At 40.6% G+C, this 25,177-nt stretch carries 26 protein-coding genes; 6 read left to right on the top strand and 20 right to left on the bottom strand.

All coding sequences use genetic code 11. The annotated features are described in order from the left end of the window. Window positions 1-90: 90 nt before the first annotated feature. Together msrA and ACNART_RS13690 are read left to right on the top strand one after the other, a co-directional pair. Window positions 91-669: a peptide-methionine (S)-S-oxide reductase MsrA gene (msrA, locus tag ACNART_RS13695; RefSeq protein WP_232797615.1), complete on the top strand. Its 579-nt coding sequence runs from the start codon at window positions 91-93 to the stop codon at window positions 667-669. A gap of 149 nt (window positions 670-818) precedes the next feature. After that, window positions 819-2,198: a hemolysin family protein gene (locus tag ACNART_RS13690; protein ID WP_109372696.1), complete on the top strand. Its 1,380-nt coding sequence runs from the start codon at window positions 819-821 to the stop codon at window positions 2,196-2,198. A 79-nt stretch (window positions 2,199-2,277) separates the two neighbouring features. Here ACNART_RS13690 and ACNART_RS13685 read toward each other — a convergent pair whose 3' ends face one another. Then, the gene (locus ACNART_RS13685; RefSeq protein WP_100159789.1) at window positions 2,278-2,484 is read right to left on the bottom strand and encodes a DUF1107 domain-containing protein; all 207 of its coding nucleotides are present in this window, start codon (window positions 2,482-2,484) and stop codon (window positions 2,278-2,280) included. A 283-nt stretch (window positions 2,485-2,767) separates the two neighbouring features. On the opposite strand from ACNART_RS13685, the gene ACNART_RS13680 reads away from it, so the two are divergent. Then, window positions 2,768-3,328, top strand: a complete 561-nt coding sequence (locus ACNART_RS13680; RefSeq protein ID WP_198626356.1) for a YtfJ family protein — start codon at window positions 2,768-2,770, stop codon at window positions 3,326-3,328. Window positions 3,329-3,381: 53 nt separating this feature from the next. Here the strand turns inward: ACNART_RS13680 and cysQ are convergent, their stop codons facing one another. Together cysQ and ACNART_RS13670 are read right to left on the bottom strand one after the other, a co-directional pair. Next, entirely contained in the window at window positions 3,382-4,122 is a 741-nt protein-coding gene (cysQ, locus tag ACNART_RS13675; RefSeq protein ID WP_196533595.1) for a 3'(2'),5'-bisphosphate nucleotidase CysQ, read from the bottom strand. Window positions 4,123-4,264: 142 nt separating this feature from the next. Next, the gene (locus tag ACNART_RS13670; protein WP_006535733.1) at window positions 4,265-4,885 is read right to left on the bottom strand and encodes a peptidylprolyl isomerase; all 621 of its coding nucleotides are present in this window, start codon (window positions 4,883-4,885) and stop codon (window positions 4,265-4,267) included. Window positions 4,886-5,145: 260 nt separating this feature from the next. Between ACNART_RS13670 and ACNART_RS13665 the strand changes: the two genes are divergently transcribed. Beyond that, window positions 5,146-6,594, top strand: coding sequence for an NAD-dependent succinate-semialdehyde dehydrogenase (locus tag ACNART_RS13665; RefSeq protein WP_198632454.1), 1,449 nt, complete (start codon window positions 5,146-5,148; stop codon window positions 6,592-6,594). A gap of 142 nt (window positions 6,595-6,736) precedes the next feature. Here the strand turns inward: ACNART_RS13665 and zinT are convergent, their stop codons facing one another. The 3 genes from zinT to ACNART_RS13650 are packed head-to-tail and all read right to left on the bottom strand — an operon-like array spanning window position 6,737 to window position 7,773. Further along, window positions 6,737-7,384, bottom strand: coding sequence for a metal-binding protein ZinT (gene zinT / locus ACNART_RS13660; RefSeq protein WP_198620227.1), 648 nt, complete (start codon window positions 7,382-7,384; stop codon window positions 6,737-6,739). Window positions 7,385-7,388: 4 nt separating this feature from the next. Next, window positions 7,389-7,514, bottom strand: a complete 126-nt coding sequence (ykgO, locus tag ACNART_RS13655; RefSeq protein ID WP_006535739.1) for a type B 50S ribosomal protein L36 — start codon at window positions 7,512-7,514, stop codon at window positions 7,389-7,391. Between the two features lie 10 nt (window positions 7,515-7,524). Beyond that, complete coding sequence (locus tag ACNART_RS13650; protein WP_023583603.1) at window positions 7,525-7,773, bottom strand: type B 50S ribosomal protein L31; 249 nt, start codon at window positions 7,771-7,773, stop codon at window positions 7,525-7,527. 235 nt (window positions 7,774-8,008) lie between these two features. Here ACNART_RS13650 and ACNART_RS13645 point away from each other — a divergent pair, with 235 nt between their 5' ends. Continuing rightward, complete coding sequence (locus ACNART_RS13645) at window positions 8,009-9,703, top strand: hypothetical protein (RefSeq protein ID WP_198630254.1); 1,695 nt, start codon at window positions 8,009-8,011, stop codon at window positions 9,701-9,703. Window positions 9,704-9,771: 68 nt separating this feature from the next. Next, window positions 9,772-10,416 (top strand): LysM-like peptidoglycan-binding domain-containing protein, encoded by a 645-nt coding sequence (locus ACNART_RS13640; RefSeq protein WP_232799443.1) that lies wholly within the window; start codon window positions 9,772-9,774, stop codon window positions 10,414-10,416. Window positions 10,417-10,498: 82 nt separating this feature from the next. Here the strand turns inward: ACNART_RS13640 and rplI are convergent, their stop codons facing one another. From rplI to mutL, 14 genes are all read right to left on the bottom strand, one after another. Continuing rightward, entirely contained in the window at window positions 10,499-10,948 is a 450-nt protein-coding gene (rplI, locus tag ACNART_RS13635) for a 50S ribosomal protein L9 (RefSeq protein WP_023583606.1), read from the bottom strand. 40 nt (window positions 10,949-10,988) lie between these two features. Next, entirely contained in the window at window positions 10,989-11,216 is a 228-nt protein-coding gene (gene rpsR / locus ACNART_RS13630; RefSeq protein ID WP_000135199.1) for a 30S ribosomal protein S18, read from the bottom strand. A 4-nt stretch (window positions 11,217-11,220) separates the two neighbouring features. After that, a complete protein-coding gene (gene priB, locus ACNART_RS13625) occupies window positions 11,221-11,541 on the bottom strand; it encodes a primosomal replication protein N (protein WP_006535746.1) in 321 nt (106 codons plus the stop codon). Between the two features lie 8 nt (window positions 11,542-11,549). Then, window positions 11,550-11,948 (bottom strand): 30S ribosomal protein S6, encoded by a 399-nt coding sequence (gene rpsF / locus ACNART_RS13620; protein ID WP_023583607.1) that lies wholly within the window; start codon window positions 11,946-11,948, stop codon window positions 11,550-11,552. Between the two features lie 163 nt (window positions 11,949-12,111). Next, window positions 12,112-12,843: a 23S rRNA (guanosine(2251)-2'-O)-methyltransferase RlmB gene (gene rlmB / locus ACNART_RS13615; RefSeq protein ID WP_164996193.1), complete on the bottom strand. Its 732-nt coding sequence runs from the start codon at window positions 12,841-12,843 to the stop codon at window positions 12,112-12,114. A gap of 102 nt (window positions 12,844-12,945) precedes the next feature. Next, complete coding sequence (gene rnr / locus ACNART_RS13610; protein WP_198620230.1) at window positions 12,946-15,438, bottom strand: ribonuclease R; 2,493 nt, start codon at window positions 15,436-15,438, stop codon at window positions 12,946-12,948. Between the two features lie 39 nt (window positions 15,439-15,477). Then, window positions 15,478-15,906, bottom strand: a complete 429-nt coding sequence (nsrR, locus tag ACNART_RS13605) for a nitric oxide-sensing transcriptional repressor NsrR (RefSeq protein WP_109372704.1) — start codon at window positions 15,904-15,906, stop codon at window positions 15,478-15,480. Window positions 15,907-16,332: 426 nt separating this feature from the next. After that, a complete protein-coding gene (locus tag ACNART_RS13600; RefSeq protein ID WP_099076371.1) occupies window positions 16,333-17,631 on the bottom strand; it encodes an adenylosuccinate synthase in 1,299 nt (432 codons plus the stop codon). Between the two features lie 456 nt (window positions 17,632-18,087). Further along, on the bottom strand, window positions 18,088-19,092 hold the full coding sequence (gene hflC / locus ACNART_RS13595) for a protease modulator HflC (protein WP_075672791.1): 1,005 nt from the start codon (window positions 19,090-19,092) through the stop codon (window positions 18,088-18,090). A gap of 2 nt (window positions 19,093-19,094) precedes the next feature. Continuing rightward, on the bottom strand, window positions 19,095-20,369 hold the full coding sequence (gene hflK / locus ACNART_RS13590) for an FtsH protease activity modulator HflK (RefSeq protein ID WP_198620231.1): 1,275 nt from the start codon (window positions 20,367-20,369) through the stop codon (window positions 19,095-19,097). Between the two features lie 92 nt (window positions 20,370-20,461). Then, window positions 20,462-21,745 (bottom strand): ribosome rescue GTPase HflX, encoded by a 1,284-nt coding sequence (hflX, locus tag ACNART_RS13585; protein ID WP_198630252.1) that lies wholly within the window; start codon window positions 21,743-21,745, stop codon window positions 20,462-20,464. A 94-nt stretch (window positions 21,746-21,839) separates the two neighbouring features. Then, window positions 21,840-22,127 (bottom strand): RNA chaperone Hfq, encoded by a 288-nt coding sequence (gene hfq, locus ACNART_RS13580; protein WP_075672788.1) that lies wholly within the window; start codon window positions 22,125-22,127, stop codon window positions 21,840-21,842. Window positions 22,128-22,236: 109 nt separating this feature from the next. Next, entirely contained in the window at window positions 22,237-23,178 is a 942-nt protein-coding gene (gene miaA, locus ACNART_RS13575; protein WP_196533568.1) for a tRNA (adenosine(37)-N6)-dimethylallyltransferase MiaA, read from the bottom strand. Continuing rightward, on the bottom strand, window positions 23,147-25,159 hold the full coding sequence (gene mutL, locus ACNART_RS13570; protein ID WP_368927630.1) for a DNA mismatch repair endonuclease MutL: 2,013 nt from the start codon (window positions 25,157-25,159) through the stop codon (window positions 23,147-23,149). The genes miaA and mutL overlap by 32 nt, the downstream gene beginning before the upstream one ends. Window positions 25,160-25,177: the final 18 nt, after the last annotated feature.

Here is a 25,177-nt window from a genome sequence, read left to right as displayed (position 1 = left end):
ACCATAGTAAAGCGTTTACAAATATAAAAACTGGAGTCTACCTTGCAACATAAAGCTTACCAACCAGAGAATGCCTTAAGGGGTACTTCGATGCCATTAGAAATATCTGCTAATCATGCAGTAAATGGGCATTCTATTAATGATATTCCTGAAAAGATGAGTATCGCTTATTTTGCGATGGGCTGTTTTTGGGGAGTTGAACGTCTGTTTTGGCAACAACAGGGCGTTTACTCAACAAGTGCGGGTTATAGCGGTGGTGTAACAGAAAACCCAACCTATCAACAAGTTTGCCAAGGATTAACAGGTCATAGTGAAGTCGTGAGAGTGGTTTTTGATCCCTCAGTGATTAGCTATTCACAACTTTTGGCTCTTTTTTGGGAAAATCACAATCCATCACAAGGTATGCGTCAAGGTAACGATATTGGCAGCCAATATCGCTCGGCAATTTACACGGTTAATGCAGATCAATATGCGCAAGCTATTGAGTCCAAAAAACGCTATCAACAAGCTATGAATACTCAAGGTGCTACAGAAGTAATCACCACAGAAATTCAGCCAGCGGGCCCTTTTTATTTTGCTGAAGATTATCACCAACAATATCTCTATAAAAACCCACAAGGTTATTGTGGATTAGGTGGGATAGGTATCTGTTATCCTCCTGAAAAGTAAAACTAGCAGAAAATAGCAGGGCGATGATATAATTGCGCCCTCTTATCTTTCTTTGTGAATAATTTCATCACAATATATTGATTTATCTTCTATTTTAATACTCTAGTATTACCCTTTGGACTAAATACTTGGGGTGGTGTGAGCCTTATATGCTTAATAGTTTACTCATTGTGCTTTTGCTCTGTGCTATCAGCGCCTTTTTTTCGCTGTCTGAAATCTCTCTTGCTGCTTCTCGTCGAATTAAGCTCAAACAACTTGTTGATGAGGGCAATATTAACGCTGCTCGTGTATTAAAAATGCAAGAAATGCCGGGCATGTTTTTTACCGTTGTGCAAATTGGATTAAATGCTGTCGCTATCTTAGCGGGTATTGTGGGTGAATCTGCATTTTCGCCTTCATTAAAAAGCTTTTTCCTACAATTTTTTGATGAAGCACTCTCACAACAATTAGGATCGATTTGCTCTTTTATTATTGTCACATCAATGTTTATTTTACTGGCTGACTTAACGCCAAAACGCATTGGTATGATAAAACCAGAAGCTATCGCATTAAGAATTGTGAACCCAATGCGTTTCTGCCTTGCCTTCTTTCGCCCGCTGGTTTGGTTATTCAATGGCATGGCTGATCTTATCTTTAAATTATTTAAAATCCCGATGGTGAGAAATGAAGATATTACTTCTGATGATATTTTTGCCATTGTAGAAGCGGGGGCTGTTGCTGGTGTTTTACGTAAACAAGAACATGAACTGATTGAAAACGTCTTTGAGTTAGAGTCACGCACTGTCCCTTCGGCCATGACACCACGAGAAGATGTGGTCTATTTTGATCGTGAAGAAACAGAAAGTGATATCAAAGAAAAAATTGCCACACAGCCTCACTCTAAATTCTTGGTTTGTGAAGGCGATATCGACCATATTATTGGTTATGTTGATTCTAAAGAGCTTCTTAATCGCGTTATTAACGGACAAAGCTTAAACCTCAATGAAGGTGTTCATATCCGTAAAGCGCTGATTATTCCTGATACATTAACGCTTTCAGATATGCTGGAAAGCTTTAAAACATCTGGTGAAGACTTTGCCATCATCCTTAATGAATACGCGATGGTGATGGGTGTGATTACGTTAAACGATGTAATGACAACCTTGATGGGGGATTTAATTGGACCAGGGCAAGAAGAACAAATTGTGAGCCGTGATGAGCACTCATGGCTAGTTGAAGGCGGTACGCCAATTGATGATGTAATGCGCGTTCTTGATATTGATGATTTCCCTGATTCAAGTAACTACGAAACCATTGCGGGCTTTATGATGTACCGTTTACGTAAAATTCCAAAACGTACTGATTATGTGAAGTTCTCAGGGTATAAATTTGAAGTTGTCGATATTGATAATTACAAAATAGATCAATTACTCGTAACTAAAGTTGATGATATTCCACCGGTTAAACCTGTTTTGCAAGAACACGTTCCTGTTGTACAGACAACAACCGAAGTCGATATCAAAGTAGATGAAAATAAAACGACAAGTTAACTAGTAACAAATTGAAATTAATAACTGAGTCTTATCGAAAGTTTTCACGAGAAAGACTCAGTTATCTATCAGATAAAAGTTAGCCCAGTTCTGCTTTCAGTAAAACCACCTGCTGGTTCACTTCACTCATCACATTAAAATGTAGCTTATCTTTTATTTTAGGCAGTAGTATTTTGCCATAATCGAATTCAAATGCACCCATTCCTTTGATGTAAAACCGTCCACGAAATAACGTCTTAACGTAGAGAGCAATTTTTTCAGGGTTATAGCGATTGAAGATTTTCATCTTTCAGTTAGTCTCCCATGCTCGTTGTTGAGTTTAATAAGTCATAAAGACTTATCTTTATATATCAAATTTAAAGACCTAATTATAAGTACTAGGTTCAACTTATTTGATTTTCTTATCTGTTTTTACATTTATTGACAGTAAAGAATATAAATAAAGATAGTGTGTGTGTTATTTTACCCACTCAATGTTAAATAAATGTATCAGTGATGAGGTATTATTCTTCACTAGCTTCTATGCTTAGATAGAATCTAACGTCGATTTCAATAATAGGACAATGGCTATGCACAAAATAACCTTAGCTGCTCTTTTACTCAGCACATCCACATGGGCGTTTGCACATAACATCACTGAAAATACAGTACTTCCTGCTGTCACAATCAATGACAAAGGTGAGCTACTTTATGACACAACCAAAGATAAGTTTAGCTACCAAAATTGGAATAGTGGTCTGCTCAGTGGAAAAGTACGTACTGTTCAGCATATAGCAGGACGTAGCAAGGCTAAGGGGATGAATGCACCGTTTATTGAAGCCGTAAAACTGGCTAAATTCCCACATACCAGTTATCAAACTACAACGATTATTAATACTGATGATGCAGTCTTTGGCACAGGTCCATTTGTTCGTAGCAGTGTTGAAGACAGTAAAAAAGAATTTCCTTGGTCACAGTTTATTGTTGATGCCGATGGCGTAGCATTAAAAGGCTGGGGATTAGAAAAAGAGAGTTCAACTATTGTTGTTTTAGATAAGCAAGGTAAGGTTCGTTTCGTCAAAGAAGGTGTATTAAGCGGTGCGGAGATTACGACGGCAATCAACCTTATCAACGATTTAATTAAAGAATAGCTTACCATGTCAGAGCCCTTTCACATCAAGGGCTCCAACTTCATCTGGTCTATTTAAAAAATAGAAACTCTAAATCCTGGGTTTATCAGCGATTCTTTAGGGGAATAATCTAACGTGATCCCTTTCCAATCGGTGACATGCGCACCAGCGGCAATCGCAATAGCATGACCTGCGGCAGTATCCCATGTGTGTGTTGGTCCAAAACGAGGATAAAGTTGCGCTTTACCTTCCGCCACAAGACAAAATTTTAAAGAAGAGCCAACGGCAACCGTTTGATGTTCGCCAAGTTGAGATAAATACTCTTTTAATTCATCATCTTGATGAGAACGACTAATCACAATCACTGGTGGTTCAGCACGGCTCGCATGAATAGGTAATTTCCGACCACACATTTCTTTCCATGCTTGTTTATTGGCAGCCGCATATAACACATTTTGAACCGGTGCATAAACAACGCCTAAAACGGGAATACCTTTTTCAATTAAGGCGATATTCACCGTAAACTCACCATTTTTGCTAATAAATTCTTTAGTTCCATCTAAAGGATCAATCAACCAATAGCGATCCCAATGACGGCGAACTTCCCATTCAGGGGGATCTTCTTCAGATAATTGAGGTATATCTGGGGCAATAGAAGCAAGTCCTTGTTTGATAATTTGGTGAGCGGCCAAATCAGCCTCTGTGACAGGTGAATTATCACTTTTTTCCTGTACTTGGATAGGCTCTGATTGCTGGTAGATTTGCATTATCGCCATACCTGCTTGGCGGGCTAATTTGCTGACTTGTTCTAACATCATGCACCTCTCTTATTTTTATAAGCAGATAACGCCCCTTATAAAAATTAATTACCCGACTATCTCTTTATTTTAGTATAGAGACAAAAATAGCTGGCAAAAACCAGCTATTTTTTACTCTGATTTACCGCAGAATAAGAAATTATAAAATTTCTAATAATTCTACTTCAAATACTAATGTCGCGAATGGAGGAATAGCCGCACCAGCTCCACGTTCGCCATAAGCTAATTGGTAAGGAATATATAATTCCCATTTTGAGCCTACTGGCATTAATGTTAATGCTTCAATCCAGCCTGCGATAACGCCATTTACTGGGAATTCAGCAGGTTGGCCACGTTGAACTGAGCTATCAAACACAGTACCATCAATTAAACGCCCCGTGTAGTGAACACGAACATGATCAGTACGCGCAGGGATTGCACCTTCACCCGCTGTCAGGACTTTGTACTGTAAACCTGATTCTGTAACCTGAACGCCTTCATTTTTCACATTTTCTTCTAAGAAAACTTTACCAGCATCAGCCAGCTCTGCTTGGCGTTCTTGACGAACAGCTTCAGCACGCTCGTGCATAGTACGTAAGGCATTGTGTAATGTTTCAACAGGTACAGAAGGCGCATTACCTTCTAATGCATCGGTCAAGCCAGCTAACAGTGCTGCGGGCTCTAATCCTTGAAGACCTGATTCAGTCAGTTGTTGACCGACTTGCAGACCAATACCGTAACTTGCCTGTGATTCAATAGAATCAAATGATGGTTTTGACATGAAAAATACCTGTTTTTTATGAAAGTTAAACCCAAGAATAACAGTGGTAAGGTACAGCGTAAACCTTCAGTCTTGAGTAATGGGGATTATTCATTAAAAACATAAGCAATTGACCCTATTCACCTCAATTTGACATTTTTTTCTTGGCATTTGTCATACTTATTTTCACAACATCGCAACACAGGCATATAATTATAAGCAGGCACCGAACTGCCTAGCCTTATAAATATCAATATATAATATGTTCAGAGAGGTATTAAGTGAAGATAACGACAAATCCCTATTTCCGTGAACAAGGCTATATTGATGGTCTTTGGTGTAATGCTAAAAATAACGAAACCGTTGATGTTATCGATCCTGCCACAGGTGCTCTACTTGGTACTGTACCCAATATGGCAACACAAGAAGCAATAATGGCTGTTGATGCTGCACAAAAAGCCTTACCAAAATGGCGTGCACTTACAGCACATCAGCGCGGAGCATTATTGCAAAACTGGTTTAGATTAATCACTGAAAATAAAAGAAAACTTGCTGAATTAATGACCCTTGAGCAGGGTAAACCTGTTGCTGAAGCTGAAGGTGAAATTACTTATGCTGCTTCTTTTATCGAGTGGTTTGCAGAGCAAGGTAAGAGAACCAACGGTGAAATTATTCCCTCACCTTCTGCTGATAAACGCTTGATGGTGATTAAACAAGGTATTGGTGTTTGTGCTGCCATTACGCCTTGGAACTTCCCTGCTGCTATGATCACCCGAAAAGCCGCACCAGCATTAGCCGCGGGTTGCACCATGGTGATTAAACCAGCCAATGAAACACCTTATACCGCATTGGCTTTAGCGGAATTAGCAGCTCAAGCAGGTATTCCTGCGGGTGTTATTAATATTGTTACAGGTGATGCCATTAAAATTGGCGAAGTCTTCACCTCTGATAATCGCGTTCGTAAATTAAGTTTTACGGGTTCGACAGGCGTTGGACGTTTATTAATGCGTCAGTGCTCGGATAGCGTAAAAAAAGTCTCTTTAGAATTGGGCGGCAATGCACCATTTATCGTGTTTGACGACGCTGATATAGATAAAGCCGTTGAAGGGGCTATGGGCGCTAAATTCCGCAATGCAGGACAAACCTGTGTTTGTGCTAACCGTTTTTATATTCATAAAGATGTTTATCAACAATTTAGTGAACACTTTGTTGCTGCTGTTAAAAAACTCAAAGTGGGTAACGGTTTTGAAGAAGGTGTCACTATTGGGCCTCTTATTAATCGCAAAGCAGTTGAAAAATCACAATCTTTACTGGCTGACACACTAAAACGTGGCGCTACACTACTTTGTGGTGGTGAAAGCGATAAAGCGGGTGAAAATTTCTTCCAACCTACTGTTGTGGGTAATGTTCCCGCAGATAGTCATATTCTTGAAGAAGAGATCTTTGGCCCTGTGGCACCTTTAGTTATCTTTGAAAATGAAGATGAAGTAGTGCATTTAGCGAATAACACGATTTATGGTTTAGCCGCTTATTTTTATAGTGAAAATCCACAACGTATTTGGCGTGTCGCTGAAAATTTAGAATACGGCATGGTGGGAATTAATACAGGTTTAATTTCCAATGAGGTTGCACCATTTGGTGGCATTAAACAATCAGGTTTAGGTCGTGAAGGCTCTGAACACGGCATTGAAGACTATATGGAAATGAAATACCTCTGCCAAGGGTTATAAATAATCGTTAACCCAACTTATAAAAGTAAGTCAGCATGGATGCTACTGCTTTTTCCTTTTTTATCATTATTGTTAAAAAAAAATACCCTCGGTAATAACCAAGGGTATAAGGTGTTAGCCCAATATTTTTATCAATTAGTTATCAGTGATAAAGCATTTCATGAACAATATCATCTGCCTTCATAGAATAAGGATAGTAAGTTGGCCAATTACTCAGCTCTTTAAGTAATTCATCTTGCGATGTATTGCCCATATATAAATGGAAATGCCCTGCTTTCTCTGGTGCAATAATATGGTCGCTAAATTGAATAAATTTAGGTGCTTGGCTTGTAGCATCGTCACATCTAAATAAATAACGAACCCCTTTTTTACCAGACTCATAATGTAAAATACGATAACCATCATAGTGATATTCGCAACTCTCTACTTTCTCACCTTGATGAAATTCAATGATATTATTTTCAATACCAATCATATCCACATCTGTTTTGTAGCCTTGTGCGTAGTAGGCACGATACTCTTCAACAGTTTTATCTTTTTTCGTCTCTGCCTTTTTCTGTAAAACAACATCGAGTTCGCCACTAAGAAGATAAGGCTCTACAGATTGCCATACCCCTTCCCAATCGCTGAGTTTACGATCGAGAACATCCTTGTCCTCGAAAATCCCATTCGCTGCATCTCGCTGTGCTTGTGTTTGTACTTTTTCATGATGGTGACCATGTGCTAAAACCGACATTGCACTACCCAATAATCCCATAATCAAAACACAAGAAAGAATTGGTTTTTGCATGCTCTTACCCCTGAACAGCTTTAAAACGTGGATTTGACTTACAAATTACATAAAGGCGACCACGGCGACGCACCACTTTACAATCTGGATGGCGTTGTTTAGCGCTTTTCAATGAACTTAATACCTGCATTTTTTCTTCCTTACTTAATAAATTGACCAAAACGTTTATTAAAGCGTGCCACATTACCTTCTTGAGAATGAGTCTTCTGCTTACCGGTATAAAATGGGTGTGATTGAGAGGAGACATCTAATGTCACATAAGGGTATGTTTGCCCCTCATACTCTATTGTCTTTTCCGTTTGGATGGTTGAACCCACTTTAAAATAAGCATCTGCACTAGTGTCATGGAAAATCACTGTTCGATATTGAGGGTGGATACCTAGTTTCATAATAAACCCCATTTATTTGTAATGTTATAATATAACAAATCTAGAATTGCGCTAATGTACCGCTTTTTAATTTTATTGACCAGTTTTTTTTGATTTGTTTTTTATCTCAAGAAGGGAGGTATGTTTCGGGTAGGGATTTTTTAAGTGATATAAGTGGATTTTCTGGCTTTTTTTGTCCAGCTTTCCTATTTTCCGCTAAAGTTATACTAAGACGGCAAAACAAATAGGATCTATTATGACTAATTGGCGCGATAAGCTTTTCAGTAAGTCACCTCTGTCTATCGACCTCACAATAGACTTTCCTAAGGTTTGTCCTTCTTCTGTTCCTTCAATTCTTTCACAATTAGCTCCTTATGAAATAGGTGATACACCTTTACCTGATGAATTAAATCTATTGTCAGACTCTCACCTAAAAATAAAATCTGATTATGATTCAATCCCTTTTAGTTGGTCAGCAGGTGCTCGCGAAGGTATTATTTTGCACCAACGAATAGGTCGAGCGATTGAACAACAGCCTTCTCAAAAAGTATGTGAAGAATTTGCCTTGTCGCTCTATCATGCAATAAAGCATGTCGTTCTTTTGCCTGATAAAGAGCATGTCGATTCTTTTTATTTAATGGCCTGCCAAGATAAACTCGCGCCTATTACCTATCTTTCACATCTGATAGAGAAAATAGAACAAGATGAAACACTGATTAATCATGAGATCTATTTTCAACTCATTTTATGGATCTTGAAGTTAAGTCCTGATAAGAATCCGATCAAAATCGCCTTAGGGCTATTAGGATCGTTTAACGATAGTACTTCTCAACGTTTACTTTTATTGTTTGCTCTTCACCCTGAATTTACACTTTATGCTATTCGATCGCTGAAACAGCGTCTCTCCTGTGAAGAATTTGAGCCTTTTTTATATTCCCTAGGTCAACGAACTAAAGGCTGGGGACGTATTCAATTTATCGAACATCTGCCTTCAACACTGTCTGTTAATAATCGCTATTGGCTGCTGACTGAAGGGTATAAAAATAATGTGATGACAGAATATGTGGCCTATGACTGTGTCACAAAAGGGGCATTATTAGCGATGTTGAACACGCATCCTTTAGATAATGAGTTACTACTTGGTTGTAGTGATCTTTTACGCGCACTGCTTAATGGAGGTCCTGCAAAAGATATCTATGATTATGTAGAGGGCACCCAAGCGTGTAATGCTTTTATTTCACAAGTCGATACTTTGCCACCAAAAGAGTTAAAGCTCCTTTATTGTGTCTGTGAAATCGCTGATTTTGTGCAAAATAGTGGTGAAGATTGGTTATTACTCGAGTCTCTCGGCTGGAACGATCAATGCCAACAACAAATTATCTCTGCTTCACAAAATATTATTCAAAAACCAGAATGGTCGACACTCATTATCGAAGCATTACAAAATCCTTCTCGCTCAAAAAATTACCAAGCAAGCCTTGTCGCTAAATCTCTTCGCCTTGATATTTGGGAATTACTCTTTTCACTACAAAAAGACAACCCCAATGCGGATTGGTGGCACCAATTAATGCAAACAGATGCTTCTCACAAAATAGAAAGAGTAGTTAAACTTGCAGAACAACAAATTGAATTAACAGCATTAGATAGCATAGATGATCCATTAATAACTACCGACTCTGAATATCAGTCTCATCATGCCGTTGAATATATTATGCAAGATCTTGGTGGTTTTCCTGGTATCGGCTGGTCACTTATCAAAAGGCAATTACGCAGTCCAACATTGCGTGATAGAAATATGGCGCTGAATGTTCTTTCAACATGGTCTGACACATTATTGCCTCATGATCTTTATGGTGAATTAACACAGGCTTTAACCATAGAAACTGATAAAAATGTGTATCAACGTATGAAACTGTTTTTAGTTAACCATCAAGGGAATAAAGAACATTAACGGTTAGAGCGAATAGATAATTCTGAAAAGAATTCAGGGAGCAGGTTAGGATCATGGTTCGTGCTAGTATGGCTACAAGGAATAAAAAAGATGTTACAGCAATTCATAATACTGATTCACAGATCAATAATGAGGTGAATATGGGCAAATTCCCTGGCTTACATCGTCGAGCAATACTGGTTATTGCTATTGCTTTATTGGTCGTGTTTTTTTGGCCGACAAGTGAAAACACTAGTGAGCCACCTCAACCGTCATCATCAACGCATGATCTTCCTGTGCCAATAGCATCTACCAATGATCCAGCGTATCAAACACCGATCCCTCAAGCACAAATAAACTCAAATGCCGAACCTGGGATTTCTCCATCAATTGAGGCTCCAACGACAAATGATCCTGAGGGAAATATTGCTCAAACAACACCGCAACAAGACACTCAATCAACACCAGCGCAAACATGGCAGACTTACACCATTAAAGAGGGGCAAACCTTAGCGCAGCTTTTTAGAGACAATCAACTTCCTGTCAATGATGCATTTTCTATGGCGAAATCAGAAGACCAACAGAAATCATTAAGCCAATTGCGCTCAGGGCAAGCTATTCGCTTACAGCGTAATCCACAAGGTGATGTCAGTATGCTAGAAGTGACAAATAGCGCTGGTACTGTTATCACTTACACTCGTTTGAGTGATGGAAGTTATTACCGTACACCATAGTAAAAAAAGCCTTTATTTATCCAAAAAAAACGCCAGCTTAGCTGGCGTTTTTCTTTATCAACATTAACTGTTTAATCAGAGATTATTCAGCAACGATGATAACATTCAGTTCAGCGAATACGTCACTGTGAACTTGGAAGTGAACTTCGTGGTCACCAGTAGTACGCAGAACGCCATTTGGCAGGCGAACTTCGCTCTTACACATTTCAACGCCAGCTGCAGTTACTGCATCAGCGATGTCACGAGTACCGATTGAACCAAACAGTTTACCTTCGTCACCCGCTTTAGAGCTGATAGTGACAGAACCCAGTGCATTGATCTTCGCTGCACGAGCTTCGGCTGCTGCTAAAGTTTCAGCTAATTTAGCTTCTAACTCAGCACGACGCGCTTCGAAAAACTCGATGTTTTTCTTAGTCGCAGAAACAGCTTTACCCTGTGGGATTAAATAGTTACGAGCATAGCCCGATTTTACGTTAACCTGATCACCCAGGCTACCCAGATTCGCTACTTTATCAAGCAGAATAATTTGCATTACCTTATCCTCTACAAGTCATTAATGGACTATATACCTATTACTGATGACGATCAGTATAAGGTAATAAAGACAGGTAGCGTGCGCGCTTGATAGCACGAGCCAGCTGACGCTGGTATTTTGCACGAGTACCGGTGATACGACTTGGTACAATTTTACCACTTTCAGTGATATAGTTTTTCAGCGTAGCGATATCTTTATAATCGATCTCTTGTACGCCTTCTGCTGTGAAACGGCAGAACTTACGACGACGGAAATAACGTGCCATATGGCTAGTCTCCAGAATCTATCAATTCAATCTGCTCGGCATGAAGCACCAATTTAAACAATCCATTTCGCGCCTGATGGCTACTAATGAATCCAGAAACGGTGATTTGGCTGCCGACCGTTATACTGTGAGTAACTGCTTGTAACGCTTTCCCGCTAGCAATAATGGGCATTCGACACCATGATTGTCTTTTTAATCCCGCCTCTTCTTGTATTGAACGATGTTCAATAACAAATTGACAGTGCGGGATCCCAGCGGGGCTAACTTTTCGAATTAATGCTTTGCACACTGTGCCAGTTAGCACCAAATGATTATTAGCCGTCACAGCACTAATTACTCTTCAGAATCCTCTGCTACATCATCAACTTCATCTTCATCATCGAGGTCATCAGCGATATCACGACGGCGTTCGTCTTTTGCTTTAACCATTGGAGAAGCTTCAGTTACTGCGTGTTTAGTACGCATAATCATGTTGCGGAGAACGGCATCGTTGAAACGGAAAGTAGTTTCCAGTTCATCAATCACTTCCTGCGGAGCTTCAACGTTCATCAGAACGTAATGTGCTTTGTGCAGTTTGTTGATTGGATAAGCTAATTGACGACGACCCCAGTCTTCTAGACGGTGGATCTGACCATTTGCATTAGTGATAGCGGTTTTATAACGCTCGATCATGCCCGGAACTTGTTCGCTCTGGTCAGGATGAACCATAAAAACGATTTCGTAATGACGCATTTGATATTGCTCCTTACGGATTTATCAGCCTCCTGTCAGGGTCAGTCACCACCCATGGAGGCAAGGAACTTGTTTAAGTTGTGACTGAAAAAATTGACGCGTAACTATACCCCCGCGGCCAATAAAACTCAAGGGAGTATAGAGAATAAAATAAACTCAGCGATTATTTAACAATAATACGCTGGCGCATCGCTTCAAATAAGCAAACGCCGGTTGCCACAGAAACGTTGAGTGAAGACACCGTACCCGCCATTGGGATACTAATCAGCTCATCACAATGCTCTCGAGTTAAACGACGCATACCTTCACCTTCAGCGCCCATCACTAATGCCATTGGGCCAGTGAGTTTGCTTTGATATAAAGTATGGTCTGCTTCGCCTGCTGTGCCGACAATCCAAACGTTCTCTTCTTGCAGGAAACGTAATGTACGAGCAAGGTTAGTCACTTTAATTAAAGGAACACTTTCTGCTGCACCACAAGCCACTTTTTTGGCTGTTGCGTTTAATTGTGCAGAACGATCTTTGGGAACGATAACAGCATGCACACCAGCTGCATCTGCGCTACGTAAACAAGCCCCTAAATTATGGGGATCAGTAACACCATCTAGCACTAATAAGAAAGGTGTGCCGACTTTAGCTAATAAGTCTGGTAAATCTTGTTCTTGATACTGACGACCGGGTTTTACTTTAGCAATAATACCTTGGTGAACAGCACCTTCTGTTTGGCTATCTAACCATTGACGATTAGCCACTTGAACCAGAATACCTTGAGCTTCTAATTCATGAATAACAGGTGTTAAACGGCGGTCTTCGCGCCCTTTTAATACATAAACTTCTTTAAAACGTGCAGGATCACGCTCAAGTAATGCGGTTACTGCGTGAATACCATAAATAATTTCTTCGCTCATAGCGGTGCTTACTCATTAAAAAATAAAAGGCACAAAACAGATAAAAGGCGGAGTCTCCGCCTTTTAAAAAAGAACCAGAAGAACGAAACTTTATGCGTTATCGCGTTTGGCTGCGCGTTTAGCTTTAAGTTTTGCCTCTATCTTTTTGGTTTGTGATGATGCTTTCTTACGTTTGCTACTTGCTTTATCTTTCGCAACTTGGTCTTTTACAGCTTTGTCTTTGCTCGCATTACCTCGACCTGATGATTTGCCTTTTTTGAAAGCACTATCTGGCTCAAAGTTTTTGTCTTTGCTTGCATCACGACGACGAGACTTACTAGAACTTGCGTTTTTCTTGTCTTTTTCACCTTTTAGGCCACGAACACGGGCTGTTTTACCCGGATTACGCGCGGTACGTGTTGTTGAAATTAAAGAGAAGTCGATAGTACGTTCATCCATACTCACTGCTTCCACTTTCACTTCCACTTCATCACCAAGGCGATAAACTTGCCCTGAAGACTCACCAATCAAGCGCTGACCAACATTGTCATATTGATAGTAATCATTATTTAATGTGGAAACATGCACCAAACCATCGATAAACAGATCGTTTAAGCGGACAAAGAAACCAAAGCCCGTTACGCTGGTGATAATACCTGTAAATTGTTGACCGATTTGATCCAGCATAAAGTCACATTTCAGCCAATCAGCGACATCTCGTGTTGCTTCATCAGCACGGCGCTCAGTTAAAGAGCAGTGCTCGCCTAATTGCAACATGGTGTCCATATCACTATGGTAGCCACCTGTTGGTGTCCAACGCTGTGAACCGTGACCTGCTTGTTTCGCAATTTGATATTTAATTGCACGATGCAAGGCTAAGTCAGGATAACGACGAATTGGCGAGGTAAAGTGAGCATAAGATTTCAATGCTAAACCAAAGTGTCCACGATTTTCAGGATCGTAAATCGCTTGCTTCATAGAACGTAAGATCATGGTTTGCAGCATTTCACGATCAGGGCGCTCTTCAACCTCTTTCATAACACGCGCGTAGTCTGCTGGCTCTGGCGTTAAGCCTCCTGGCAACGTTAACCCTAATTCATTAAAGACTGAACGCAAATTCAGGACGCTCTCTTCTTTGGGCTTATCATGAATACGATAAAGTGCAGGTTCTTCATTTTTCTCAACAAAGCGAGCGGCTGCGATATTAGCAAGGATCATGCACTCTTCAATCAATTTGTGTGCATCATTACGAACCACTGGCTCAATACGCTCAATACGACGCTCTGCATTAAAGATAAACTTCGCTTCTTCTGATTCAAAACCAATCGCACCACGTTGCTCACGCGCTTTATCTAGCACTTGATACAATTCATATAGATGCTCAATATCTTGAACGATAGGTTTATAGTGTTCACGCAGTTCCTCATCACCTTGAATGATTTTCCACACTTTGGTGTAAGTCATTCGTGCATGAGAACTCATGACTGCTTCATAGAATTTATAAGAAGAAAGACGCCCTTGTTCAGAAATCGTCATCTCACAAACCATACATAAGCGGTCAACTTGTGGATTTAATGAACACAATCCATTAGACAGAACTTCTGGCAACATCGGCACTACTTGAGAAGGAAAATAAACAGAGTTTCCTCGGCTACGCGCTTCTGTATCTAATGCCGTTTGTGGACGCACATAATAGCTCACATCCGCAATTGCGACCCATAAACGCCAGCCACCGCCTTTCTTACGTTCACAATAAACCGCATCGTCAAAATCTCGTGCATCTTCACCATCAATGGTAATTAATGGTAATTTGCGTAAATCAACACGTCCTTGCTTAGCTGATTCTGGAACTTCTTCTTTTAAATCAGCAACTTCTTTTGTAACTTTTTCAGGCCATGTATAAGGGATCTCATGAGTACGCAGGGCGATTTCTACTGCAATACCTGTTCCCATCGTTTCGCCTAGGATCTCAACGATACGTCCTACTGCTTGAGTGCGACGAGTAGGTCTTGTTGTGATTTCAACAACAACCACATTTCCCATTCGTGCGCCCATGATATCTTCTTTAGGAATAAGAATATCAAAGCTTAAACGGCTATCATCAGGTACAACAAATCCCATACCTGACTCAATAAAATAGCGACCTACAATTTGGTTATTTCGTGGTTCAATAACACGAACAACACGACCTTCACGGCGACCTTTTCTATCCATACCTAAAGGTTGAGCAAGGATCACATCGCCATGCATAGTTTTTTTCATTTCATCTTGTGAAAGATAGAGGTCATCTTTTTGACCTTCTGCACGTAAAAAACCATAACCATCTCGGTGACCGATTACCTTGCCTTTCCACAAATCAAGGCGTTCAGGTAATGCGTAGCATTGGCGACGGGTAAAAACTAATTGGCCATCACGTTCCATTGCTCTTAAACGGCGACGCAACGCTTCTAAGTCTTCTTCACCAGAAATTTTTAACGCCTGTGCTAAATCTTCACGACTCATTGGTGCCGTGCGTTTTTTCATTTCTTCTAAAATATATTCGCGACTAGCAATTGGAGAGGCGTATTTCTCTGCTTCTCTATCCTGAAAAGGATCTTTTGACATTATGACCTCCAAGCTATCAGATTTGATGAAATAGTAGACTCAAACATCTTCTAATAACAATTTATATAAGGAGCTATTATTTTCAACTAGCTCGGCGAGTGTGTGACGGTCTAACTCTTTCAAAAACTGCTCAATTGCCTGATTTAACACCAGTTTTAGTCGACAAGCTGGGGTAATGTGGCAAAACTCAGCACTACAGTTTACTAATGAAAGTGGCTCTAAAGCACGAACAACCTCACCCACGATGATGTTTGTTGCAGGCTTGCCTAAACGGATCCCTCCATTTTTACCGCGAATAGCCTCAACAAAACCTAAATGGCTAAGTTGATTAATAATTTTCACCATATGGTTACGCGAGACACCATAGACTTGTGTCACTTCAGTGATACTCGTCATTTTGCCTTCTGGCAGTGAAGCCATATATATCAATGCCCGCAATCCATAATCTGTAAAACTGGTTAATTGCACAATGACCTCTGAAAAGTGGTTTTCCCTATTAAAGTCGTTAAGGGATCAGTAATTATTAATGAGAATATCATTTTATTAAGCAATATTATGTTTAATTTTTGGACATTTAGCAAAGATATGCTCAAAAGTGAGTTATTTCCGTCTCTCACTTGACTATTAACAAAATAATAGCGATATCACAGACAAAGAAAAAGCGATACTGTCGATTTTCAACAGATCGCTTTCTTATTTCTGATATTACAACAATAACATTGTCTTACTGTTTTTTACGCGTTACTGATAGAACAGAAGCAAAACCGAGTGTAAAGCTGTCTTATCTTATGTGTAACACGTATTTTTATCTCAATTTAACCAACAAACAGATACGAAAAAATCGCCCCTGTCATTTTCAGGGACGATGTTCACATCAAACCAATTTAATGCAAATTATGCATCAAATGGATGACGGAGAATGATGGTTTCTGAACGGTCTGGACCAGTAGAAACGATATCAACAGGAACACCTGTCAGTTCTTCTACACGTTTGATGTAGTTCAGCGCTGCTTGTGGCAGTTGAGCATGATCTTTCACACCAAAAGTACTTTCGTTCCAACCTGGCATTGATTCGTAGATAGGCTCGATACCTTCCCAATCATCAGCTGCTAAAGGTGTTGTATCAATCACTTCACCATTTGGTAAACGATAACCAACACACAGTTTCACTTCTTTCAGACCATCTAACACATCCAGTTTAGTCATACAGAAACCAGACAGTGAGTTGATTTGAACAGCGCGACGAATAGCGATGATATCTAACCAGCCAGTACGACGGCTACGGCCTGTAGTTGCACCAAATTCTTGGCCTTTCTCACGTAAGAAGTCACCCACTTCATCAAACAATTCAGTTGGGAATGGACCTGCACCTACACGAGTAGAGTAAGCTTTGATGATCCCTAATACGTAACCAACATAGCGAGGGCCTAAACCTGAACCTGTTGCCACACCACCAGCGGTTGTGTTTGAAGAGGTTACATACGGATAAGTACCGTGGTCGATGTCTAATAAAGTACCTTGTGCACCTTCAAACATCACTAACTCACCGTTTTGTGTTGCTTTGTACAGTAAGTCTGAAACATCAACAACCATACCTGTCAGAATATCAGCGATTGCCATGATATCGTCTAAGGTTTTTTGGTAATCAACAGGTTCAACTTTGTAGTAGTTCACCAGTTGGAAGTTATGGTATTCGATGATTTCTTTGAGTTTTTGTGCAAACGCTTTTTTATCAAACAGATCGCCAACACGTAAACCGCGACGAGCAACTTTATCTTCGTAAGCAGGACCGATACCACGACCTGTTGTGCCGATAGCTTTTTCGCCACGCGCTTTTTCACGCGCATTGTCTAATGCGATGTGATAAGGAAGGATTAATGGGCAAGCTTCAGACAGAAGTAAACGAGAACGAACAGGAATGCCACGATCTTCAAGTTGAGTCATTTCCTTCATCAGGGCTTCTGGCGATAAAACGACACCGTTTGCTATGATGCTAACAACATTTTCACGGAGAATGCCTGATGGGATTAAATGAAGAACGGTTTTTTCACCGTCGATGACTAGAGTGTGGCCTGCGTTATGGCCACCTTGGTAGCGAACAACATATTTAGCGCGTTCTGTCAGCAAATCGACTATCTTGCCTTTGCCTTCGTCACCCCACTGGGTGCCCAATACGACAACGTTATTACTCATTTCAAAATACACTCGGTTGCTTAAAAAAGGATTCTACCATCTCAATTCAAGAGTTACAGTAGATTTTATCTAATTATGTCATCCCCGCTTTTAAGCAATAGATTATCTTGCCATTGTCAATATTTTTGCCCGAAAAATCCGCATCACAAACGTATTGTGAATTTTATCAACAGTTTTGATCGCAAAAACAGGAAGCAGAGTGACATAAAAGTGAAAATGGCGAAGAAGACGCTTCGGAATTGCCGAAGGTTTATCTTGAAATGCAATTTTCACTTTATACTATCCCAGCTAAAACCATTTTGGAAACCATTAAGCGTAAATTTTCATCTTTTTATGCACAATTATTTATTTCTTAGCTAGATTACTCGCTTTATCTTATTGATATCAAAAAAAATCCCCCACTTTTTAAGGTGGAGGATTTTATTATTTACTCAAACGGTTTAATACGTTTGGAAATTACTCTTCAATCGCTCGCGCTTTTGTTGGTGCTTTCATATAGCGTAAGAAATCGCTATCTGGGCTTAACACCATGACGTCATTGCCATCTTGGTTAAAGCTCTTTTCATAAGCACGTAAGCTACGAATGAAGGCATAGAAGTCTGGATCTTGGTTGAACGCATCAGCAAACAGTTTAGTCGCTTGAGCATCACCTTCACCGCGAAGACGTAATGATTCACGCTCAGATTCAGCAAGTGTCTCTGTTACGGTCTTATCCGCAGCTGCGCGAATTTTCACAGCTTGCTCTTGACCTTGTGAGCGGTGACGACGAGCAACGGCTTCACGCTCTGCACGCATGCGCTGATAAATCGCCTCAGAAACTTCCATAGGTAAGTTTATTTGCTTGATTCGAACGTCAATCACTTCAATACCTAAAGCCGCCATACTATTCATATTGATAGCAGGCGCTTGACCTTTGGTTTCTTCAGCTACTTTCTTCGCAGCAATGGCAATCGCATCATCAGCAGCACTTGAATCACGAGATGGAGTACCTTCATTCAGTGCATTACGAACATCAATGGTTAAACGACCACGAGAATCCGTAATAATTTGGTTTACGCTCATACGACCAATCTCAGAACGTAAGCGGTCACTGAATTTACGACGCAGTAATGTTTCCGCTTGCGTTGTATTACCACCACCTGTTGCCAGATAGTAGGTGCTGAAATCACTGATACGCCATTTCAGATAAGAGTCGACTAATAAGTCTTTATTCTCGCCTGATAAGAAACGGTCTTGCTGGATATTCATAGTTTGAATACGCGCATCCAGTTTTTTCACATTCTCAATAAATGGAATTTTAAAGTGAAGACCAGGTTCATAAACAACAGGTTTATTTTCAGCATCACGTACAACTTTCGCAAAGCGTAAAATAATACCACGCTCATACTGTTGAACGACAAATACAGAAGAGTACAACAACGCTAAAATAATAACTGCAACAACAGCGATAACTTTACGCATGATTATTGTCCTCCTTGATTATTGCCGTAAGGCTGACCATAACCGCCATTATTACTACCATATCCACCATTACCATAAGTCGTTGTCGCTGGTTTTTGTGTCGGTGCTGGATTTGCAGCTGGAGCAGGTGCCGTTACACGAGCTGGCGCCTCAAACGTATTCGATGGTGTAGATTGAGGTTGCTGACGTAACATTTGCTCTAAAGGCAGCACTAACATGCTGTTACCTTTATCATTAGCGATAACTTTACGTGTTTTTGATAGCACTTTTTCCATCGTTTCAATGTAAAGACGCTCGCGAGTAATTTCAGGAGCAGCACGATATTCAGGTAAGATTTTAGCAAAGCTTGCTACCTCACCTTCTGCTTTCATCACCACACTGGTTTTATAAGCCGTCGCTTCTTCAATCATACGTTGCGCGTTACCTTTTGCTAACGGTAACACTTCGTTTTTATACGCTTCAGCTTGACGAATTGTTTTTTGTTCTTCTTCACGGGCAGCGATTACGTCATCGAATGCCGCTTTTACCGCTTCTGGTGGGCGAGCAACTTGGAAGTTGACGTCCACAATCGAGATACCCATGTTATAAGGACGGATAGTCTCTTCTAATTCTTGACGTGTTTGGTCACGAATTTCTGAACGGTTAGAAGTCAGAATTTTTTCCATTTCTGAACGACCAATAACGCCACGTACTGCGCTGTCAGTTGCCTGACCTAAGCTGTTAATTGGTGTTGTCAGGTTAAACAGGAATGTTTCTGGATCGGAGACAACATACTGCACGTTTATCTCAACTTGAACCATGTTTTCATCTGACGTTAACATCATGCCACCCGTAGTTAAATCACGGATAGTTTTTACGTTAACAGGCTGAACTTCATCAATGAAAGTCGGTTTCCAGTTCAGACCAGGTTCAACGATTTGGTAAAATTTACCAAAACGAGTCACTACGCCTTGTTCTGCCTCTTTGATGGTATAAAAACCACTTGCAGCCCAAACCACGACTACCGCACCTAATGCAAGAGAAATCAAAAGATTTCCAGCATTACTACGAGGACCGCCATTTTGCCCAGAAGAGGAGTTTCCACCTTTTTTACCGCCGAAACCACCAAGCTTTTCACTCAGTTTACGGAACATATCATCGAGATCTGATGCTCCGCGATTCCGACCTCCTTGATTGCCGTTAGAGTTACCGTTGCCATCGCCATTATTATTGCCGCTGTTTCGGTTACCCCACGGGTCGCGGTCTTGTCCGTTGTTACCGGGCTGATTCCACGCCATGTTCTAGCTCCATTATTATGATTAGATTTATCAGGCTTAAGAGCCGATTTCGTCGCCAGCTCTCAGTTAATGTTCATTATTATGGCCGAGTTTCAGACCACGTAATCCAATAAATTTGGTTCCTGCTTGCAAAGGCGGCGCCAGTCTACCATAGGCATACGTATGATTAGCCCAACTTTACCGTCTTTTTCAATCCATTCACGTTCTATCGACTGTAATTGATAAAAACGACTACGTAAACGCCCTGTATTTTCTGGCGGTAAACGTAATTCAAAGTGTGCGATCTCACCTGAAAGACGTTCTGTCAACGCCTGATACAACAGAGGAATACCTTCGCCTGTTTGTGCAGAAACCCAAACCCTAACGGGTAAGTTTTCTTCATTTCGATCAATTCTTGGAGTGAAGTCTTCAAGAAGATCAATTTTGTTCATAACATGCAGTGTTGGTATTTCTTGAGCATCAATCTCTTCTAATACACTTTCAACGGCATGAATATTTTCCTCAAAACGGCTATCTGCTGCATCAATAACATGAAGAAGTAAGGTCGCTTCTCGTGTTTCTTGCAAAGTCGCTTTAAAAGCAGCAACAAGATCGTGAGGTAAATGTCGAATAAATCCAACAGTATCGGCTAATACAACGGTTCCCACATCATCAACTTGAATACGTCTTAGTGTCGGATCTAATGTTGCAAAGAGCTGATCTGCTGCATACACATCAGAACAGGTAATGAGATTAAATAAACTCGATTTCCCTGCATTCGTGTAACCAACAAGGGATAATGTTGGAATATCAGCTTTACTCCGCGCTTGCCGTCCTTGTTCACGCTGACGCTCAACCCTACCCAATCGCATTAGAATTTGACTAATTTTACCTCGGAGTAAGCGGCGGTCTGTTTCTAGCTGAGTTTCGCCTGGTCCTCGTAACCCGATCCCCCCTTTTTGTCTTTCAAGGTGAGTCCACCCTCTGACTAAACGGGTTGATAAGTGACGTAACTGGGCGAGTTCTACCTGTAGCTTTCCTTCATGAGTTCTTGCTCTTTGAGCAAAGATATCAAGGATAACTCCCGTGCGATCAACCACACGGCATTCACAAAGTCTTTCCAGATTTCGCTCTTGTGCAGGTGTCAGTGCATGATTAAATAAAACAACATCTGCACCACTTGCTTTTACAGCCTCGGCAATTTCTTCTGCCTTACCTTCACCCACATAATATTTAGGATGAGGTGCTTTACGATTTCCTGTAATAATCTGAACCGGTTTAACACCCGCAGATGTCACCAAAGATTCAAATTCTTGCAAATCATCAACGTTCTTTTCTTGAGAAAAGAAGACGTGCACTAAAACGGCTAATTCGCCACCTTCATAACGATCAAACAAAGGCGAAACCTCTTGGACTTTATAAAAACAGGAAAAAACATAGGTAAAGTCTCCCTACCTATGTTTTTCTTATATCAAGAATAATATTGAATTATTACTCTGCAACATCATCCTGCTGAGCAGCGCCACCATTGTAGCCTGTACCAGTTTGGTTCGTGCCTGTATTGCTATGATGAGAAACAGGACGCGAAGGTACCACGGTAGAGATAGCATGTTTGTATACCATCTGACTTACTGTGTTTTTCAGCAAAATAACAAATTGGTCAAAAGATTCGATCTGACCCTGCAATTTAATGCCGTTTACCAAATAGATAGAAACGGGAACCCTTTCACGACGTAATGCGTTCAGGAAAGGATCTTGCAAAGATTGCCCCTTAGCCATTCTATGTTTTCCTTATTTTGTTGTTTTATATTAGAACCCAATTGGTTCGAAAAATGAACTACTCAAAAATTGCGCTTTGGCAACTATCAATTTTACACAAACCTACCATCTATGCACTAACTACCTGCAAAACAGTGTCAAGAGATTGTTTTGGATCTTCACTATCAAGCCAGTGAATGTCATTCCAACCTCTTAACCAGGTGATTTGTCGCTTCGCTAATTGCCGGGTAGCGCAGATCCCTCGATAAACCATCTCATCATAATCTATTTCGCCAGATAAATATGACCACATCTGGCGATAACCGACACAACGTACAGAAGGTAAATCTTCATGCAGATCGCCCCGTTCATATAATGATTTTACTTCATCTTCAAATCCACACGTTAACATCTGTTTAAAACGAGCTTCAATGCGTTGGTGAAGAACATTTCTATCTTTCGGAGCAATCGCAAATTGATAAACATCATAGGGCAAAGACTCGCCTGATATTTTTGTCAATTCTGTCATTGTCTTACCTGAAATCAGGTAAACTTCTAGTGCACGAGAAAGTCGTTGAGGATCATTAGGATGGATCCGTTGTGCTGCAACAGGATCAACTAATGCTAACTCTTTATGTATTGCCTCCCACCCTTGTTCTGCTGCTTTTTTCTCTATTTCAGCACGAACATCAGGATTTGCACTGGGTAAAGGCGATAGACCTTCAAGTAACGCTTTAAAATATAGCATAGTCCCGCCCACTAATAGTGGAATTCGCCCAGCTGCGGTAATTTCTTCCATGGCATTTAATGCATCACGTCGAAAATCAGCTGCGGAATAGGGTAATGCGGGGTCTAGAATATCAATTAATCGATGTGGCGCAAGCGATTGCTCTGTCGCATCTGGCTTTGCAGTACCAATATCCATACCACGATAGATAAGCGCAGAGTCCACACTAATAATATCTACAGGCAACTTTTGTCTTAGTGCAATTGCTAATGCCGTTTTACCTGACGCTGTAGGCCCCATTAGGAAAATTGCTTTAGGTTTTATTTGCGTGTTTACTTCGCTCATTATTTAATGCCGCTACCACCGGTTGTAATTCTATTAATTGTAATAAGTTTTTTGCTGGCCGTCTGACATATTGCGGACAAAGTCTTTCAATATCAGCCAATAGTCCTACTGCTTGAGCTTGCGACCACTGTGCTTGCTCTGCACCTAATTGTTTTGCAAACCACTGTCCAAGTTGTTGCTCGGTACAAGATTGCTCTGCTGACAAATAGGCTAATAATGCTGTCAGTAACACAGGTAAATTTTGCTGGCGCAAAGGTAACGACACAGCATGTATTGTTGCTTTACCGTGAGAAATTTCGATAACGATCCCGAAATGACTGATTAGCGATTGAAACTGATTGAATACGCTAATCTCCTCTTTACTCAATGCCAACTTTAAAGGCACTAGCAAAGGTTGTGGCTTCAATGTTTCATCTTTAGGCAGTAATTGCGCACATTTTAACAGAAAATCTGCTTCTTCCAATGATAACAACCCAAGACCTTGTGAAGATTCTATTAACGCATATTTGTGCTGATAAATTGCCAATACTCGCCCAAAAGTATAATCAGTTCGTCCATCTTTCGCATTGACAGAACGAGGCATCACCGAAATAGTATCTTCTTCGATATTATTAGTTGTATGAACGATTTCACCTAAATTCAATGGGGCACGGTCAGGAAATAGTGGTATTTTCTCTTTATCTTTTGATGTAGAGATACTTTCTTGCATCATTTTTTGATAAAGCGCGCCTTGTGTCCGTTGATAGCTCTCACCAAACTGACGACGATCTCCAAATTGAGAGGCTTGCTTTTGAGGTGAGTTATTGTTGTGCTCTCGTTCACTGAATTGGTGTGATGATGATGTATTTTTTGGAGTTTGAGCTACGGATGCTTGATAAGGCTGAGAAAATACGTTTTCACCCGCAACTTGACGATTTTCAGGAAAGTTTAACGCTGTTTCGTGTTCTTCTTCATCATCTGAAGTGAGTGATAAAGACTCTTGTGTTGCTTGTCGTAAAACACTCAGCACACCTTGATAGATAAAATCATGAACCAAACGAGACTCATGGAAGCGAACTTCATGTTTAGCAGGATGGACGTTAACATCAACTTGGTGAGGATCAACGCTTAAATACAAGATGTAAGAGGGTTGCTGCTCTCCTTGTAAATACCCATCATAGGCTTGACGAATAGCATGATTAATCAATCTATCACGCATCATTCGTCCATTCACATAACAATACTGAATTTCACTACTTTGCACAGGCGATAAAGGATGTTCTACCCAACCTTTTATTGCTAAATCACCATGTTCCCACGATAACTGCATTGATTGGTTGACAAAATTATTACCACAAATCGCACTCAAACGGCGATTTTGCTGACTTTCATCTTTCACTGCACGGTATTGCCGAACACGTTTACCGTTATGAGTAAGATTGATGGAGACATCAAAGCGCGATAACGCAATGCGGCGCACCACTTCATCAATATGTGCAAACTCTGTTTTTTCAGTACGTAAAAACTTACGCCTTGCTGGCGTGTTATAAAACAGATCAAGGACTTCAACCGTACTTCCTACGGGATGAGCCGCAGGCTTAACCGTCACAGCCATATCTCGGCCTTCGGCGTAAGCTTGCCATGCCTCTTCTTGATCTTGAGTACGCGATGTCAGCGTTAAACGAGAAACTGAGCTAATGCTCGCTAATGCTTCTCCACGAAAACCCATACTCATTATGGCTTCGAGATCATCAAGACTTGATATTTTGCTAGTTGCATGGCGAGCAAGTGCTAACTTCAAATCATCACGATTGATACCGCATCCATTATCACGAATGCGAATTAGCTTGGCGCCACCTTTATCGATATCAATATCAATTGAGGTCGCGCCTGCGTCTAAACTATTTTCCAGCAACTCTTTAACAACAGAGGCGGGTCTTTCAACAACTTCCCCTGCGGCAATTTGGTTTGCAAGCTGAGGAGGTAATAAATTTATCGCCATTACCTTTATTCCATTCTA

The organism is Proteus sp. LHD240705, from assembly GCF_047921555.1.
GTDB lineage: Bacteria > Pseudomonadota > Gammaproteobacteria > Enterobacterales > Enterobacteriaceae > Proteus.
This window is presented reverse-complemented; position numbering and strand designations above follow the sequence as displayed.

Excerpts from the sequence above, each read along its gene's own strand:
- rpsF (WP_023583607.1), bottom strand. The coding sequence starts at position 11,948 with ATGCGTCATTACGAAATCGTTTTTATGGTTCATCCTGACCAGAGCGAA.
- cysQ (WP_196533595.1), bottom strand. The coding sequence starts at position 4,122 with ATGTTAGAACAAGTCAGCAAATTAGCCCGCCAAGCAGGTATGGCGATA.
- zinT (WP_198620227.1), bottom strand. The coding sequence starts at position 7,384 with ATGCAAAAACCAATTCTTTCTTGTGTTTTGATTATGGGATTATTGGGT.
- ACNART_RS13600 (WP_099076371.1), bottom strand. The coding sequence starts at position 17,631 with ATGAGTAATAACGTTGTCGTATTGGGCACCCAGTGGGGTGACGAAGGC.
- hflC (WP_075672791.1), bottom strand. The coding sequence starts at position 19,092 with ATGCGTAAAGTTATCGCTGTTGTTGCAGTTATTATTTTAGCGTTGTTG.
- mutL (WP_368927630.1), bottom strand. The coding sequence starts at position 25,159 with ATGGCGATAAATTTATTACCTCCTCAGCTTGCAAACCAAATTGCCGCA.
- rpsR (WP_000135199.1), bottom strand. The coding sequence starts at position 11,216 with ATGGCACGTTATTTCCGTCGTCGTAAGTTCTGCCGTTTCACAGCAGAA.
- ACNART_RS13650 (WP_023583603.1), bottom strand. The coding sequence starts at position 7,773 with ATGAAACTAGGTATCCACCCTCAATATCGAACAGTGATTTTCCATGAC.
- ykgO (WP_006535739.1), bottom strand. The coding sequence starts at position 7,514 with ATGCAGGTATTAAGTTCATTGAAAAGCGCTAAACAACGCCATCCAGAT.
- ACNART_RS13670 (WP_006535733.1), bottom strand. The coding sequence starts at position 4,885 with ATGTCAAAACCATCATTTGATTCTATTGAATCACAGGCAAGTTACGGT.
- ACNART_RS13685 (WP_100159789.1), bottom strand. The coding sequence starts at position 2,484 with ATGAAAATCTTCAATCGCTATAACCCTGAAAAAATTGCTCTCTACGTT.
- ACNART_RS13680 (WP_198626356.1), top strand. The coding sequence starts at position 2,768 with ATGCACAAAATAACCTTAGCTGCTCTTTTACTCAGCACATCCACATGG.
- rplI (WP_023583606.1), bottom strand. The coding sequence starts at position 10,948 with ATGCAAATTATTCTGCTTGATAAAGTAGCGAATCTGGGTAGCCTGGGT.
- hflK (WP_198620231.1), bottom strand. The coding sequence starts at position 20,369 with ATGGCGTGGAATCAGCCCGGTAACAACGGACAAGACCGCGACCCGTGG.
- hfq (WP_075672788.1), bottom strand. The coding sequence starts at position 22,127 with ATGGCTAAGGGGCAATCTTTGCAAGATCCTTTCCTGAACGCATTACGT.
- ACNART_RS13640 (WP_232799443.1), top strand. The coding sequence starts at position 9,772 with ATGGCTACAAGGAATAAAAAAGATGTTACAGCAATTCATAATACTGAT.
- rnr (WP_198620230.1), bottom strand. The coding sequence starts at position 15,438 with ATGTCAAAAGATCCTTTTCAGGATAGAGAAGCAGAGAAATACGCCTCT.
- ACNART_RS13645 (WP_198630254.1), top strand. The coding sequence starts at position 8,009 with ATGACTAATTGGCGCGATAAGCTTTTCAGTAAGTCACCTCTGTCTATC.
- miaA (WP_196533568.1), bottom strand. The coding sequence starts at position 23,178 with ATGAGCGAAGTAAACACGCAAATAAAACCTAAAGCAATTTTCCTAATG.
- msrA (WP_232797615.1), top strand. The coding sequence starts at position 91 with ATGCCATTAGAAATATCTGCTAATCATGCAGTAAATGGGCATTCTATT.
- ACNART_RS13690 (WP_109372696.1), top strand. The coding sequence starts at position 819 with ATGCTTAATAGTTTACTCATTGTGCTTTTGCTCTGTGCTATCAGCGCC.